The sequence below is a fragment of the Paenibacillus sp. 2KB_22 genome (assembly GCF_052115745.1).
Classification (GTDB): Bacteria; Bacillota; Bacilli; order Paenibacillales; family Paenibacillaceae; genus Paenibacillus.
In genome coordinates this window covers 759281-775265 of record NZ_JBFRHG010000001.1, presented here as the reverse complement: position 1 = coordinate 775265, position 15985 = coordinate 759281, and the positions used below count along the sequence as shown (strand labels likewise).

The 15985-nt window shown below is 47.8% G+C and carries 7 protein-coding genes and 1 riboswitch; all 7 genes read left to right on the top strand.

The annotated features are described in order from the left end of the window. Nucleotides 1-73 precede the first annotated feature (73 nt). Nucleotides 74-1651 (top strand): TerB N-terminal domain-containing protein, encoded by a 1578-nt coding sequence (locus AB4111_RS03140; RefSeq protein WP_442030407.1) that lies wholly within the window; start codon nt 74-76, stop codon nt 1649-1651. 6 nt (nt 1652-1657) lie between these two features. Next, nucleotides 1658-3001, top strand: coding sequence for an ATP-binding protein (locus AB4111_RS03135; protein WP_442030405.1), 1344 nt, complete (start codon nt 1658-1660; stop codon nt 2999-3001). After that, complete coding sequence (locus tag AB4111_RS03130) at nt 2998-5211, top strand: DEAD/DEAH box helicase (protein ID WP_442030403.1); 2214 nt, start codon at nt 2998-3000, stop codon at nt 5209-5211. Before AB4111_RS03135 ends, AB4111_RS03130 begins: the two co-directional genes overlap by 4 nt. A gap of 83 nt (nt 5212-5294) precedes the next feature. Continuing rightward, a riboswitch (purine riboswitch) is annotated at nt 5295-5405 on the top strand. A 107-nt stretch (nt 5406-5512) separates the two neighbouring features. Next, a complete protein-coding gene (locus AB4111_RS03125; RefSeq protein ID WP_169481772.1) occupies nt 5513-6466 on the top strand; it encodes an EamA family transporter in 954 nt (317 codons plus the stop codon). A gap of 205 nt (nt 6467-6671) precedes the next feature. Next, nucleotides 6672-7100 carry a cupredoxin domain-containing protein gene (locus AB4111_RS03120; protein WP_442030401.1) on the top strand — a complete coding sequence of 143 codons (429 nt, stop codon included), beginning with the start codon at nt 6672-6674 and terminating at the stop codon, nt 7098-7100. Between the two features lie 97 nt (nt 7101-7197). Further along, nucleotides 7198-8220 (top strand): SDR family oxidoreductase, encoded by a 1023-nt coding sequence (locus tag AB4111_RS03115; RefSeq protein WP_442030399.1) that lies wholly within the window; start codon nt 7198-7200, stop codon nt 8218-8220. A 155-nt stretch (nt 8221-8375) separates the two neighbouring features. Further along, on the top strand, nt 8376-15884 hold the full coding sequence (locus tag AB4111_RS03110) for a fibronectin type III domain-containing protein (protein WP_442030397.1): 7509 nt from the start codon (nt 8376-8378) through the stop codon (nt 15882-15884). Nucleotides 15885-15985: the final 101 nt, after the last annotated feature.

Genomic DNA, 15985 nt, shown 5'->3' with positions numbered 1-15985 from the left:
CACTAGTGTTATAATGATCCCTATGGATACACTTGTTCGTATTCTGCCTTGGAGGAGGGTGAGATAACGTTCTATGAAAGACAACTCTAGACAATTGGAATTCATGGAGATAGATCTGAGCGAAGAACCTGAAACAGCATCGGTTCCGGTTCCTGATCGTTCAACCATTGTGCAGTCTGCACATGATACGATGCAGCATCGTGGGGTCATATTGTCCTCGGAGAAACGTTTTGTAGAGGAAGCAAAGCAGTGGTCAGAGATGGAAGGAGATGTGTCTCCCTGGGTTCCCTTTATGAGCTACTGGCCAACGTATGGGGTAATGAACGAAGCCCAACGCAAGTGGTATTTGTATTGGAGGAAGGAAGTTCGTCAGGGGAGGTACCCGGATACTGATCTGTCCTATCTATTTGTTCATATATATGAGTTGATTAACGGCATTGGCTGGCAGAATGCTCAGGATGGTTATGATCAATTAAAGCAGCTATGGGTGAACTACCGTGAACGGCTTCCTCAATTAAATATATATATGCAAGAGTGGATGGTCGATTATGTGCTGGTCCATCAACTGGACATGTTTTTATCCGAGGTCATGGGCCTTTCGGGCGGTTATCTGCCAGCAGAGATGCTGGATAGGGAGCTGCAACGTATTCTACAGGATAAGGTATCGGATATTTCGCTGAATATGCTGCAAAGATACTATGATTACGATATTACACTCAGTAAGTTCTATAGAGATGGCGGCAAAGAAGTGATGGAGCAGTATATCCCACGGGTCATGGCCTTGGTTCATTCGTACCTGGAACGTACGCGACAAGTTGGACTGTTGTCTGAGACTGAACCCAACGTTGAACGCACGGTGGAGCGCGTACTGTTTCGCAAAGCGGTCTATGATGATTCGATCTACGGAAGATCAGTATCATTCAGATATATGCCCATAGGTGAACAAGCTGAGTTTGTACAGATGGTTACGCGGATCTATCGATGTACTGAAAATAAACTTCGTGAACTGCTCGGATTCAGAGGCCGATTGCGTGGACAGGCATTAGAGCCTGAACTTGCGAATCTGATTGAACGTTACCTGGACAAAGCATATGCGACCGAGCAGGCCGAGACGGTGGAACCACCGGTGATTCGTATTGATACGGAAAAATTGGCATCGTTACAGCAAGAAAGTGAATACGTACGATTGGCGCTTACAATTGAGGATGATCACCCTTCTGAAGAGAAGGATGACGAGGTTCATAACGCAAATGTTACAAGCGATCGAGTCGATGCACTGGAAGCAAGGGATGAGATCATTCCAACAGAAGATTCCATGCAGCCTGACCCATCGGTAGTAGATATTGCAACAGGAGGGTCAGCCGAATCAATTGGGTTACAATGGGACGCGTGTGCAGAGGCTGATTTGGATGAAGAATGGCTGCTTTTTGCCAAAGAACTATCCCCTCAGCAGGTGCATGCGATTCATGCTCTTCTTGGCGCAAATCCGGATACGGAGCTGATACGTCTGGCTGAGCAATATGGAACGATGCCTGCGCTTCTGTTGGATGAGATTAATGATGTGGCTATGGATACGATCGGTGATCTTCTGATCGATGGTGATCGGATTGTTCCTGATTATATAGATGTGTTCGAACATGTGAAGAGGTGATACGTAGTGACAGAACTTAAAATACCGAAGCGGCTGACCACCGCACTTGTCAATTCATTAACGGCGGGTGTTGTCCCGCGCATAGGACTGGAGCAGATTGCTGTTGGCCGAAAACCGGAAGTGGAAGCCATCTTGCGGGATATGGACAATATCGCCGAGGGTGGCGCTGCGTTCAAACTCATTACCGGCCGTTACGGCAGTGGTAAAAGCTTTCTTTTGCAAATGATTCGTAACTATGCCATGGATCGCGATTTTGTTGTGGCAGATGCCGATCTGTCACCAGAGCGACGATTGGTGGGGACCAAAGGGCAGGGACTTGCGACATATCGCGAACTAATGACTCGTCTGTCTACACGTACACGCCCGGATGGGGGAGCCTTGGAGCCGATTTTGCAAAAATGGATCGCCGGCCTGCAACAATCTACGATGCTGAGTCAGAACCTGCGCCCAGATGATCCCGCTCTGCCGCTGGAAGTAGAGAAGCAAATCTATGCGGTGACGGGGGAGATGCAGAATCTGGTTCACGGCTTTGATTTTGCCAAGGTACTGGCTTCCTACTGGAATGGGTACAAGCTCGCTGATGATGATCGCAAACAGGCGGCACTACGCTGGCTTCGAGGAGAATTTGCAACCAAAACGGAAGCGAAAAAAGAACTGGCTGTTGGTGTTATCATTGACGATGATAACTGGTATGACTACTTCAAATTGTGGTCTGAATTCACAGCGCGCATTGGATACAAAGGATTGCTGTTGTTCATTGATGAAGCGGTGAATCTGTACAAAATTACAAACAGCGTCTCCCGTCAAAGCAACTATGAGAAATTGCTGACTATGTTTAATGATACAATGCAGGGCAAGGCGGAGCACCTGGGCATATTTGTAGGTGGTACGCCGCAATTTGTGGAGGATGAACGACGCGGACTATACAGCTATGAAGCGCTTCGCTCCAGGCTTATTGATGGTCGTTATGCAGCCAAAGCGTATGCAAATTATACGGGGCCGATCCTGAAACTTGCAATGTTATCACATGAGGAGATTCTGATTCTACTTCAGAAGCTGCGGCAGATTCATGCTCTACATTTTGGATACAGTGCAAGTCTGACGGATGAACAATTGGTTGATTTTATGCAAACGGCGGTGAATCGACTGGGGGCGGATGAATTGCTAACAACGCGTGAAGTGGTACGGGACTTTATGGATGTACTGCATACGCTCCACCAGAATCCCGAAGTGACTTATACTCAATTACTTGGTGAACGGGCTGCCAAACCTCAGGAAACGGGCAAAGGGGCGGATGCTTCCGCAAATTCGGATGATCTGGACGACTTTCTGGCGGAGTTTGAATTATGAGTGATAATCCATTCTATCGGCTGGCGCCATTCGTGCAGGAATTTATTTATAAAAAAAGATGGGAATCGCTTCGGCCTGCTCAGATTGAGGCCTGCAATATCTGTTTTCATACCCCGCATCATATGCTGATTGCGGCAGGCACGGCCTCCGGCAAAACGGAGGCGGCTTTTTTTCCTGCATTGACCGAGCTGCATGAACGGCCTTCCAAATCAGTGGGCATTCTGTACATCGGACCTCTGAAAGCCCTGATTAACGACCAATTCGAACGTCTTAAGGATCTGTTAACCGAAGGAAATATTCCGGTTTGGCATTGGCATGGGGATGTGCCTCAGGCGGAGAAAACAAAACTGATGAAAAATCCGTCCGGTGTACTTCAGATTACGCCAGAATCACTGGAAGGTCTGCTCATGAATCGACCGAATGCGATCCCTGCGCTGTTTCATGATCTGCGCTACGTCATTATCGATGAGGTGCATGCTTTCATGGGAGCGGATCGGGGGATTCAAGTACTCAGCGAGCTTGCCAGAATCGAGCGCATGGCTGGCTGTGCACCTCGAAGAGTTGGATTGTCGGCTACACTTAGTGACTATGATGCGGCTACATCTTGGCTTGCTGCCGGAACGCAGCAGGGAGTGGCTGTGGTCTCTTCTCCAGGTGGTCGCAAGCTGCGACTGCGGGTGGAACATTTCTCTTTTCCAGATGCACAGGACGAGGAGCAAGCGGAACAGCTTCATAACGCACGCAAAGCATACTACGACTTCATCTATGAGAGCACACATCGTAAAAAAGCGTTGATCTTCACCAACAGCCGTACGGACGCTGAGGTCACTATTCTTGAGATGCGGCGGGTAGCGGCTCGCAGGCAAGAGCGAGATGTGTTCCATGTGCATCATGGAAGTATCTCCGCCATGCTGAGGGAGGAAACAGAAGCTGCCCTGCGCACCGGATCGGGGCCCGCGGTTGCTGCGGCAACGGTCACGCTGGAACTGGGTATCGATCTTGGCGAACTGGAACGTGTGGTTCAGCTCGGTGCACCGTATAGTGCGTCCAGCTTTGTACAGCGTCTGGGACGTTCGGGGAGACGAGAGGACATGGCATCAGAGATGCTTTTTGTATGTCCGGAGGAAGAGGATGAGGAAGCGCAATTGCCAGCACGTATGCCGTGGACGTTGATGCGTGCGATTGCTGTTATCGAACTATATGTAAAAACAAAGTGGGTCGAGCCGCTTGAAGCCCGCAAAATGCCCATAGGTGTGCTCTACCATCAGACGATGAGCATGCTGAAAAGTATGGGGGAGGCGGAGCCGAGAGATCTTGCAGAAGCCATCCTGTCGCTGGCCCCCTTTGCGTTGATTAGACCTGATCAATATCAGGCTTTCTTGAATTACCTCATTGAGACGGATCATCTGCAATGGACAGAGGATCGAACATTGATTATCGGTCTGACAGGTGAGAAAATCGTGAACAATTATCGCTTCTACGCGGTGTTTAAGGATGATGAGGAACATAAAGTACTGAACGGCTCGGAAGAGATTGGTTCCATTACAACCGTGCCCCCACCTGGCTATTGCTTCTCGCTCGCAGGCAAACTGTGGAAAGTGGAAGAGGTCGATCACAAGCACAAGGCTGTGTATGTGAAGTCTGCAAAAGGTAAAGTAGATACGTTATGGCTTGGAGCGGGAGGTGATATTCATACGTCGGTGGTACAGAAAATGCGTGAAGTGTTGTCCGACTCAGTGATTTATCCCTACCTGTCACCACAAGCCGTCAATCGACTTGAACGGGCACGCCGTCTAGCACGTGAAAGCGGACTGTTGAAGCAGGTCGTCATTCCGGCAGGGGGAGATTCGATGTATGTTCTTCCTTGGGTAGGAAGTAAATCATTCCGTACATTGGAGCGCCTGATGAAGCATAATTTGTCCAAGAAACTTGCCTTGCGGTCCGTTGTGCCCATGGAGCCATATTATTTTGTAGTGTCCGGCAAGGTCGATGAACGAACATTGTTAGCCGAGATTATGAGTGAGTGTCGGACGGCTGAAGACGCATCTGCGTTACTGGCTGAAGATGAAGCTCCTTATCTGGGCAAGTATGATGAATTTGTCGCGCCGCCTTTGATCCGTGAGGCTTTCGCTGTGGATGGTCTGGATCTGGAGGGGTTGAAGGCAGGTCTACAGCAAACATTGGAGTGGAATTACTCAGGCTCTAATTGAACATGACGTTTTTTTATACGGAATAGGGTTGACACCACCTCACCTCCCATGTAATATATGAAAAGTCGTCACACACGAATTACATCAAATTGCATATATCATTTCGTATAACCTCGCAGGCCGAAAGTGTACACAGGGCGAGGGTCTCTACGGGAAGCCTATACTTCCTAACTACGATGCCAAGGAATCCATGTATTCCTTGCTCGTAGTTAGGATTTTTTGCATTTGTATGGTGTCTGTGACCTTGGCATGAACTAAACATGCAGGCGTATTTTCTTATCATCAGGAGGTCTATTCACAAATGAAATATTATCTGTCCGTTCTCGCGGGAGCGATGAGCTATGGCATATTATCCACGATTGTGGTTCTGGCGTATGGCGAAGGATATAAACTTGGAGAGGTTGTGGGAACACAGCTGATTACGGGTTTTCTTCTTTCCTGGATGCTGGCGCTATACACAAGATTTAGAACAAAACGCAAGTCACAGGCAAATGGCAAATCATCAGGAGCCGTGGCACAGGTATTCAAGCGGTTGACGTGGAAACAACGTCTGTTATTGATGGCTGCCGGAACACCAACGGTAATTACGGGTCTCGTGTATTATCAGTCTTTGCGTTACATCCCGGCTTCACTTGCCATTATCCTGTTGTTCCAGTTCACATGGATTAGTGTATTGATTCAGGCGATAAGCAAACGTCAACGTCCAGACAAAGTCACGTTCCTGACGTTGATCATTCTGTTTGGCGGAACTTTGCTGGCAGCGGGTTTCCTGGAACAGGGACTGGGTGAGTTCAACGGTCTGGGTATTGCTCTTGGACTAATGGCAGCCGTAAGTTATTCCCTGTTTGTATTGTTCAGCGGCAAAGCAGTTCCTTCAGCGCATCCGGCGTTCCGCAGTGCATGGATGGTTACAGGCGGATTAATCCTGCTGTGCATTTTGTTCCCGCCAACATTCCTCTTTAACGGATTGATCTGGAGCCAGTTGCTTGTATTTGGATTGCTGCTCGGATTCTTCGGGGCTTTCATTCCACCCGTACTGTTCGCTATCGGCGTTCCGCATATTGGTGGTGACATGGCCGGAATTCTGGGTGCAGTGGAGCTTCCAATTGCAGTACTGCTATCCTCTATTGTGCTCCATGAGCATGTCAGCGGATTGCAATGGTTCGGAGTTATCATTGTGCTCATTGGTGTAGCCTTGCCAGAGTTGTATAAATTACGTATGAGACGAAGTCGAAGTACACCGATATATTCCTGAGTTATACCAAAAGGGATATTGCGAAGCATGAACGGGAATAACCGTAGATAAGCCTGAGAAATCAGGCTTTTTTTAATGAGTTAATCTTGCTCAAATACAATAGCCCAGAGGGGGCATTTTCATTGTCACGCGAATCAGGTATGCTTAAGGAATACATCCGTCTGTTGATTGATTGTTGATGGGACATCGAATGAGGAGTGTTTATATGAAAAAAAGCTGGTTTGGAAAAACCTGGCCTTGGTTAACGCTGGGTCTGACCGTTATTGTACTGCTTGGATCATTTTTGGTTTATTTTATGGGCAAAGACGTATCCCCGGGATCAGGAAGTGCTGTAACTGCACAAGCCGAGACACCGGAGGATTTGAAGGGATATGAAGTCATTGATGTGGACGTAAGTAACGATGGTTTTGGACCAGACGTTATCGAGGTGAAAGCTGGCGTACCGACCAAAATCAACTTTATTCTGACCCGGTCGGTGACACATGTCAAATCAGTCGGATCACAAAAGCTTGGCATGGATCTATACATGCAAAAGGGACCCAATTATTATACGGTCGACAAAGATCTGCCAAAGGGAGAATACGAGATCCATTGTGGCATGTACATGATATATGCAACGATTAAGGTCGTATAAGCAGAAGGAGCATGGTTTCGGGTCACCGAGCTTTGCTCCTTTTTTTGGTGCGTGATATCATGGGAAAGTGGGTAAAATCGATCAGGAGGTGGCGAAAATGAAAGCGCTATTTATTGGAGGGACAGGCACCATCAGCACGGCCATTACGGAGATGCTTGCACAGCAAGGCTGTGAACTGTATTTGATTAATCGAGGCAATCATAACCATGACTTACCTAAGGAAATCAACGTACTTCAAGCGGACATTAATGACGAGGCACGTGTAGCGGAACTGATAGCTGATCTGGAATTTGATGTTGTGGCAGACTTTATCGCCTTTGTACCATCTCAATTGGAGAGAGATTACCGTTTATTCAAGGATAAAACGAAGCAGTTTATTTTTATAAGCTCAGCATCTGCGTATCAGACACCTTTGGCTGATTACCGGATCACGGAAGGAACGCCTTTATCGAATCCATATTGGGAGTATTCTCGCAACAAGATTGCCTGTGAAGACTATCTGATGAAACAATACCGCGAGCTTGGATTCCCTGTGACCATCGTGCGTCCAAGCCATACATATGGCGACAAATCGGTACCTCTCGGTGTTCATGGTGCTCAAGGCAGCTGGCAGGTTCTCAAGCGCATGCGTGAAGGCAAACCCGTTATCATCCATGGAGATGGTACCTCACTGTGGACCATTACGCACAATACTGATTTTGCCAAAGGTTTTATCGGGCTTATGGGAAATATCCATGCAATTGGTGAATCGGTACATATCACCTCGGACGAATCCGTCACCTGGAATCAGATTCATGAAATTATTGCCGGCGTGTTGGGAGTTAAGCTTCATGCGGTACATGTACCTTCCGAGTTCTTGGCAGCATGTAGTGACCAGGATCTTCGCGGCGGTTTGCTGGGGGATAAAGCCAACACCGTTGTATTTGACAACAGTAAGCTGAAACGGCTTGTTCCGGAATATGTAGCAACGACAAGAGCCGACCAGGGCATTCGAAGTACGATTGAGCACATTCTGGCCCATCCTGAATTACAGACTGAAGATCCGGAATTTGATGGTTGGTGTGACAAGGTCGTTGGCGCGTTGGACGAAGCGTTATTGAAGATCAGAGATGAGAAATGAAAAGTAAGGCGTTCATGATCAACTGTTTACATTCATGAGCTGAATCGTTATAATCAAGAAAAAATGACACTTGTTAGGGGAGGCACCCCAACTTAGGACATCGTTCCTTTGTTGGGGTGCCTCCCTTTTTTGTGTGCCAAAAAGGAGAGTAGACGTTGAAGAAATCAGGAAAACGTGTGAAGAAACAAGCGGAACAGCTAACCAAGGTGGTGCTGGCATTTGCATTATTATCACCTCAAGCCCTGTTGCTTGAATGGGGCGCAACCACGGTAATGGCTGAAACGGTTGAAACGATCGGGATTGTATCCGACACGTCCAGCATGAAGGCTGTACAGTCCTCCAAGGTGAAAGTGGAGATGAACAGTGACGGTAAATACAGAATTGTATTACTACCAAACACGAATGTATTTTACGGTGGCGATACAGGGAATGTATCCACCATTATCGACCACAACGGATCTCCCGTGAACTTCAAAACATTGCCGCTGAATTATTACCGAATTAACAATAATGTGATTGAAATGTCACGGCAAAAAGACAATGTGGAATATATTTTGCGTGTATCTATCGTTAATGCTACCTCACAAGGTGGGTACATGAAGGTTGAACTCGAAGCCATCAACCGTAGCGGAACGGCACTGAATTTGGGTGGAACATTTTATTGGGATACGATGGTGAATGGCAATGATGCTTCTCCATTTGAAGTCATCGAGAATGGATGGCGTAACTACAGCGGCGGAGTTCAGGTCACCGCTTTTTATGCCAATACGTATAATGTTGTGAATGCAGATCGCATATATATGGGCCAGTACAGCAGCCCAGACAGCGCCCAACTCACGGGAGGGTCTTCACCTTCAGCGTTCACTCCAGGCCAGACCGTAACGGCGAGTGATACAGCTGCACAATTTTGGTGGGACGCCAAGACAACAGCGAATCAGGCTTCACGCAAATTTTCAACCATTGTGGGGATCGGCCCCAAAAATGCTCCACCTTCGTTTACCTTAACAGCACCTTCTTCAGGTCAAACCTATTACAAAGGCGAGCAACTGCAGATCTCCGGTACAACGCGAGATACGGATATAGGTGATCTGTTGACCGTAAAATGGTCCATTGATGGTGGGGCTGAGAATATTCTGACCCAGATGACCGCAACGGGTTCAAATCAGTCTTTTAACACCAATTACACATTGCCTGACACCCTGCCAGATGGCACACACACATTACAAGTATGGGTCATGGATGACAAAGGTGGGGTGTCCTCAGCAGGCACCGTTAACTTTACGGTAAGAAGTTTTGTTGTGCCCGGAACACCGACATATACATTGGTTAATTCTAATAACTTGACGGTGAACTGGGATAAGAAGGCGAATGATGCATCCGTTACGTATGAACTGAAGAATATGACGACGAATCAGATCGTGGATACAGGTACAACAAACAGTCGACAAGTGACAGGGCTCACTCCGAATACCAATTATTCTTTTGCGGTACGGGCCAAAAATTCAAGTGGTTCCTACACGGGTTACTCCAGTCCAGCTTCCAAGTATACACTGGCTAATCCACCCGCTGCGGCGGCTGTGACACAATCAGGCAACTCTGTTACAGCGAGCTGGAGTAATAATAGCAATCCTGACGGCACTCAGTACAAAACCGAAATACGCAGTCCAGGTGGGCAAGTTCTCGCAACGGGAACAACAACTTCCACTCGTACAGCGTTTGCCCTGACTGGACTTGCGGATGGAAAATATGAAGTATTTGTTGCGGCACTGAATGGAGAAGGGATACAGACCCCATTTATATCCGCTGGAGAGATGATGAAAGATACGACGGGCCCAACTGCTCCTTCTGTTACACTCACGCCATCCTCCTGGACCAAGGAAGATGTTCTCGTCACGGTTGAAGAGGGAAAAGATGCCTTGAGCGGAACTCAAAAGACTGAAGTTAAAGTCGGTCTGGCAGGAGAATGGCGTGAATACAGTGCTGCGTTTACCGTAAGCAGCGAAGGCAACACAACGGTTATGGCACGCAGTATGGATGCATTTGGTAATACAGGGCAGGAAACGACTGTGACAGCCAGGGTAGATCGGACAGCACCAACGCCACCTGTCATCTCGTTGAATCCGCCCGAATGGACAAAAGCGGCAGTAATGGTGACATTAACAGAGGGTACGGACGCAGCAAGCGGCATTGATCTGACACAGTATAAGCTGGGAAGCGAGGGAGAATGGATCGACTACAGGACCCCTTTTACACTCAGTGGAGAAGGGATAACCGAGATTTATGCACGAAGTGTTGATCGGGCTGCCAATGTCAGTGCTTCCACTTCGGCAACAGCCAGAATCGACAAGACTGGGCCTGAGCAACCGACGATAACGTTAAGTGAAGAGAATTGGACGAATCAGCATGTAACTTTTGCAATAACCAGTGGTGAAGATGCAGGCAGCGGGCTTGCCAAAAGCCAATATCGACTGAGCGAAGAAGGTCCCTGGATCGATTACACGGGCGAAGTGACGGTTACCGATGAGGGAGAAACGATCGTATATGTACGCTCACTTGACCATGTAGGCAATATAAGCACGCTTGCTCAAGCTACGGTTCGAATCGACACGACGGCGCCAACCGAGCCAGTAATCAGTTTAAGTTCTGCTGGATGGAGCAAAGAACATGTTGAATTCACAATCGCCGGTAGTGTGGATGAACGAGCGATATCCTATGAATACAGCATGAATGACGGCCCTTATATGACAGGAAATAAAGGTACAGTAAGTGCAAACGGGGCTACCACCATTCGGGCCAGAGCAAGGGATACCGTTGGCAATGTGAGCAAGGAAGTCAGTCGAATCGCCTATGTGGATCAGATGGCGCCAACCATTACATTTGCACCGAACGGACATGACTGGACGGACATGGACATGTCCACTACCGTTCAGTATGCCGACGATCACTCAGGCATTCAGGAACTGGAACGATTCTATCGAATTACGAACAGTGCAGAATCACCGGATCATTGGCTTGAAGCTCACTCTGACGAGTATAAAATATCCATTGAATCGGAAGGCATATGGTACATCCATGCCAAAACCATGGACAGAGCAGGCAATACATATGAGACAACATCATCACCTTACCATGTTCAACGCAAGCCCGAGCAACCGAAACATGTGAGAATGACACAGATCGCTGAGACATCAGCTGAACTTACAGTGGAATTGCCAACGGGGGAAAGATATACCGATGGATATCAGTATGAGATAACGAATAAAACGACAGGACAGTCATGGACACTGGATTATCCTAACCACAGTATAATCGATTACTCCCTAAGCGGTGGTCAGGTCTATGAATATGAAGTTAGAGTGAGAAACCACACCGGAGTAAGTGATGCAGTTAGCGCTCAAGTATTAACGATCCCGGCAGCTCCTGGAACGTTGCACGTTCGAGAAGTAGATTCCCAGCCCCATTTGGCCGAAATTCAATTTGATTCAGTAAGGGGAGCAGATGCTTACCGCATCATCGCTGCTACTTCGGACGGGTCCACCGTGTTTGATCAGACGGTATCTGACCCTGCCAACCTTCCCTATATCAGCAACCTCGTCCCAGGGACCATGCATAACATCTCGGTCACGGCAATGAATGAAAGTGGAGCAGGCGGTAGCAGTAGAACCGGATTTCTCACACTGCCGGCAGTGCCTGGTGAATTCATGGCGGTTCAAATTCGGGAGCATGATATTTCATTAACATGGGAGACAGTGACTTCTGCAACGTATTATGGTCTTTCACGTGATGGAGCAGCCATATATGAAGGGGAACAGACAGAGTATTTGGATTCAGGTCTGGATAGCGGAACAGAGTACAGCTACGCGTTGGTTGCCGGTAATGAGACAGGAACAGGGCCATTGGCAGAATTACCTTTGCTCAAGACGTTACCTGGGCAGGTGTCCGGATTACAGGTATCAGATGTTTCCACAGCGAGCCTTCATCTGAATTGGGAAGCAGTCCGGGGAGCGGATCACTATGAGTTATGGTTGGATGGAGAGAAGGCAGGAACGGTTCCTGCCGGAACCCAAGAATGGGTATTTGCGGGATTGAGTTCAGGAACCTCTTATCAACTGGATGTACAAGCAGTGAACGAAAGTGGACAAGGTATGCGCAGTTCGGTATCAGGAACAACGCTACCCGAGAGCCCGTCGGGACTTCATATTGTTCAAGTAACTGAACAGGGAGCGATCTTGAGCTGGGAGCCTGTAGTTGGGGCAACGAAATATCGGGTGGTCATCGATGGACAGAGCCATGAAATATCAGATACACAACTGGCAGTTCACCATCTGTCAAACAGTCGTGAGTATACCTATGAAGTACAGGCAGGCAATGCTGCCGGGTACGGTGCATCCACCCGTAGTTCGATTCTTACGCTACCTAGCAGGCCGGAAGGACTGAATGTCACATGGACTGGTGAAACAAGTATGGGACTTGCATGGCAAGCTGTAGATACGGCGAATCTCTATATTGTGAAAATCAATGGAACAGAAGTGGGCAGAACATCAGAACTGACCTACACAGCTGAGGAATTGTTGCCAGGTACAGAGTACACGTTGGAAGTTCAGGCTGTGAATACTTCTGGTCCAGGTGAGACAGCGCAGCTCATCCGTTTGTCCAAACCTGTGTCGCCTGACGAGATACTTGCAGATCCTGCAGTACATCGGGCAAAAGTTTCCTGGTCGGTCGTGGAAGGTGCCGCTGAATATGTGATTGAGCAGAATGGCAAGGAGGTCTATAGGGGAATTGAGAATGAAGCAACGATTACAGGGCTTCAGGATGGAACGTGGCATCACTATCAACTATGGGCGGTCAACAGACAGGGGACTCGTTCTGAAGCGACGGATGTATCCCTGCTGACTTTGCCTGAGAAGCCCGCTAAGGTTGCAGTATATGATGTGGCAAAAAACAGCCTTGGTCTAGATTTCAGCAACACAGGTGTCCAAGGGGCAGATCAGTACGTCATTGAACGGGATGGAAGAGAGATTGCTCAGATGGATTCAACTGAAACCCAATTCGTAGACAAGGATCTGTCGCCAGGAACGAAATACACTTACGTGATTCGGGCGGTCAATGCGAGTGGAACGAGTGCGCCGCTTACTTTCAGTACAATGACTCAAACTTTGCCATTGGTTGCAGAAGGGATCAGAGTGAACGCTGGAACACATAAGGTGGATCTGGCTTGGGAAGTTGTTAAGGGAGCGGCTGCATATGAGATTCGCAATCGGGTAACGGGAGATGTGCAGAGCGTGTCTGAACCGTCTGTACATCTCAATAGTATGCTGGATGGTACAGCGTATGAATTCGAACTCATCGCGATTAATGAAGAGGGTCATCGGTCAGAGTCTATTCAGATTCAGGTTTTAACGAAACCTATATCCCCTCAGACGGCAGGCATAACACTCATCACAGATCAGACTGCGGTGCTGGATCTGACTGGAAGCTCTACACGGGGAGCAGAGCAATTCATCATTATGCGGGATGGAGTTGAAGTCGCTAAGGTTCCAGCAGATCAAGATTCATTTGAAGATCATGGACTGACACCAGGAGAGCGTTACCTGTACACCATCAAAACATCGAATGCAACGGGTGAGAGTGACTCTGGTTTCGAAGTTCACGTGCGAACGTTGCCTGCGACCATTACTGAACCTTTACATGCAAGTATGATTGGGGAAAAGGAGGGATTGATCTCTTGGCCAAAGGTACAAGGTGCGGAGGGATATACCATACGGATCGGAGATCAGATGTTCACCACTATTGACGATGGTGATACCACCGAGGTGAGATTAACTCATCTGGAGAGTGCAACCCGATATGATCAGGTACAGATTATTCCTTATAATACGGCTGGTTCAGGAAGCCTGGTGACCGTGACTCCTTTTTATACCTTGCCTCATGTTGATTCACTGGAAATGAAGATATACGCGGAGACAGATCATGCCAAACTGGAATGGGACTTCCCTGATGGGAACGAAACATTCGTTGTATTGCTGGATGGTAGAGAAGTATACCGCGGCACACAAAAAGAGTTTATCGTTGATCAACTGGATGCAGGCAAGCAGTACCTGATTGAAATCTACACAGAGAATGATCAGGGAGATACATCGGAGATGAAGGCGTATTCTGTCCTGACCAAGCCAGCAGCGCCTGTCAAAGTGGAGTATCATTCGGCGAAGGACCACATTCGTCTTCTATTGGAACAGAGCCGGGTCGAAGGTGCCGAGCAGTTCATCATTGAGCGTGACGGTGTGGAGGTTACTCGTGTTCCTGCAGACGAATTGTTCTATGACGACAAGGAACTTGAACCGGGCGTGAACTATATCTATACAGTCAAGACCATGAATGCCTCAGGAACTAGTGATGGGGGTTATTACCTTCATGCAATGACTTTGCCCGGTAGTGCTGCCTCACCTCCTGCAGTCGAGGGACGTTCAATCCATGGTGCAGACATTGTATGGGAACTGATTCCGGGTGCTGCGGGTTATCGAGTCTATCGAAATGAAGAGCTTGTAGGAACGACCACGGAGACATCCATACATGTGTCTGAGTTGAAAAGTGCAGAGCGTTATACCGACTTTGCAATCATCCCATTCAATGAGGCAGGGGAAGGTGAGGCACTTCAGGTTCCGGAATTCGAGACGTTGCCTTCCGAAGATCTGACAGTTGCAGCCGTAGCGCAAGGCACAAGCACGATTAAGCTGACTTGGGAACTGGAATCATTAAATGAAGTGATTGTAATCACGCATAAAGATAGGGAGATCTATCGTGGCACACAGCGCAGTTATGTCTGGACAGGACTTAATGCCGAGCAACATTATGAGGTGGAAGTATGGACAGAGAATTCAGCAGGTGAAAAAAGTGAAAGCAAACGGGCCGCAGCCATGACTTTTCCGTATCCACCATCCGCCTGGAGCGGTAGTGGTACAGCTTCAAATCCAGCAGATACTTCGGTAAAAGCCGATGAGGTGAGTTCACAACCTGAACCTTCTGATGAGCAACCTGAGTTACCTGCGAAAAAAAATATCAAATTTATTGATATCAGCCAAACTTTTAATAAGGATCAGATCACCTGGCTGGCGGAACAAAATATCATTCAAGGTGTAAGTGAAACTCGCTTCGAACCACGCCGTCCAATCACGCGTGCAGAGTTTACTGCATTAATCGTGCGTCTGATGGGTGTGGATACAACGGTTAATGAACAACAACATGGATTTCAGGATTTAAACGACGATGATTGGTTTGCTCCTGAGATTAAGGCAGCCGTTCAGCATGAGATGGTCCAAGGTATGGGGAATAGGAAATTCGCTCCACATGCGCTGGTAACACGTGAACAGGCATCCAAGATCATAGCCAATGTGGTTCGTAAAATCAGACCGGAACCGCTGACTTCCCCAAGAGCATTTACCGATCAGATTGATGTATCCGATTGGGCCAAAGAAGAAGTGCAGGAGCTTGCAGGTTTGTACATGATTACTGGATATGAAGACGGAAGCTTCCGTCCCATGCAGCACTTAAGCAGATCCGAAGCTGCAGCGCTGATCTTCCGTTTAAATAAGCTGATTCAAGTTATGAATGAGAAGCATACAGATCAAGTGGAGAAAGCGTCAGCGTTCGATCATCATATCTAGATTGAATTGATTCTTACAAGTGATACTGTAATCATCGGCAGTAACGACATTACCGCTTGAGTGGTTTTTAATGTTATAATAGGTTGCCAATATGATAAAAA

Coding starts and splice junctions, on each gene's coding strand:
- AB4111_RS03140 (WP_442030407.1), top strand. CDS start 74: ATGAAAGACAACTCTAGACAATTGGAATTCATGGAGATAGATCTGAGC.
- AB4111_RS03130 (WP_442030403.1), top strand. CDS start 2,998: ATGAGTGATAATCCATTCTATCGGCTGGCGCCATTCGTGCAGGAATTT.
- AB4111_RS03125 (WP_169481772.1), top strand. CDS start 5,513: ATGAAATATTATCTGTCCGTTCTCGCGGGAGCGATGAGCTATGGCATA.
- AB4111_RS03120 (WP_442030401.1), top strand. CDS start 6,672: ATGAAAAAAAGCTGGTTTGGAAAAACCTGGCCTTGGTTAACGCTGGGT.
- AB4111_RS03115 (WP_442030399.1), top strand. CDS start 7,198: ATGAAAGCGCTATTTATTGGAGGGACAGGCACCATCAGCACGGCCATT.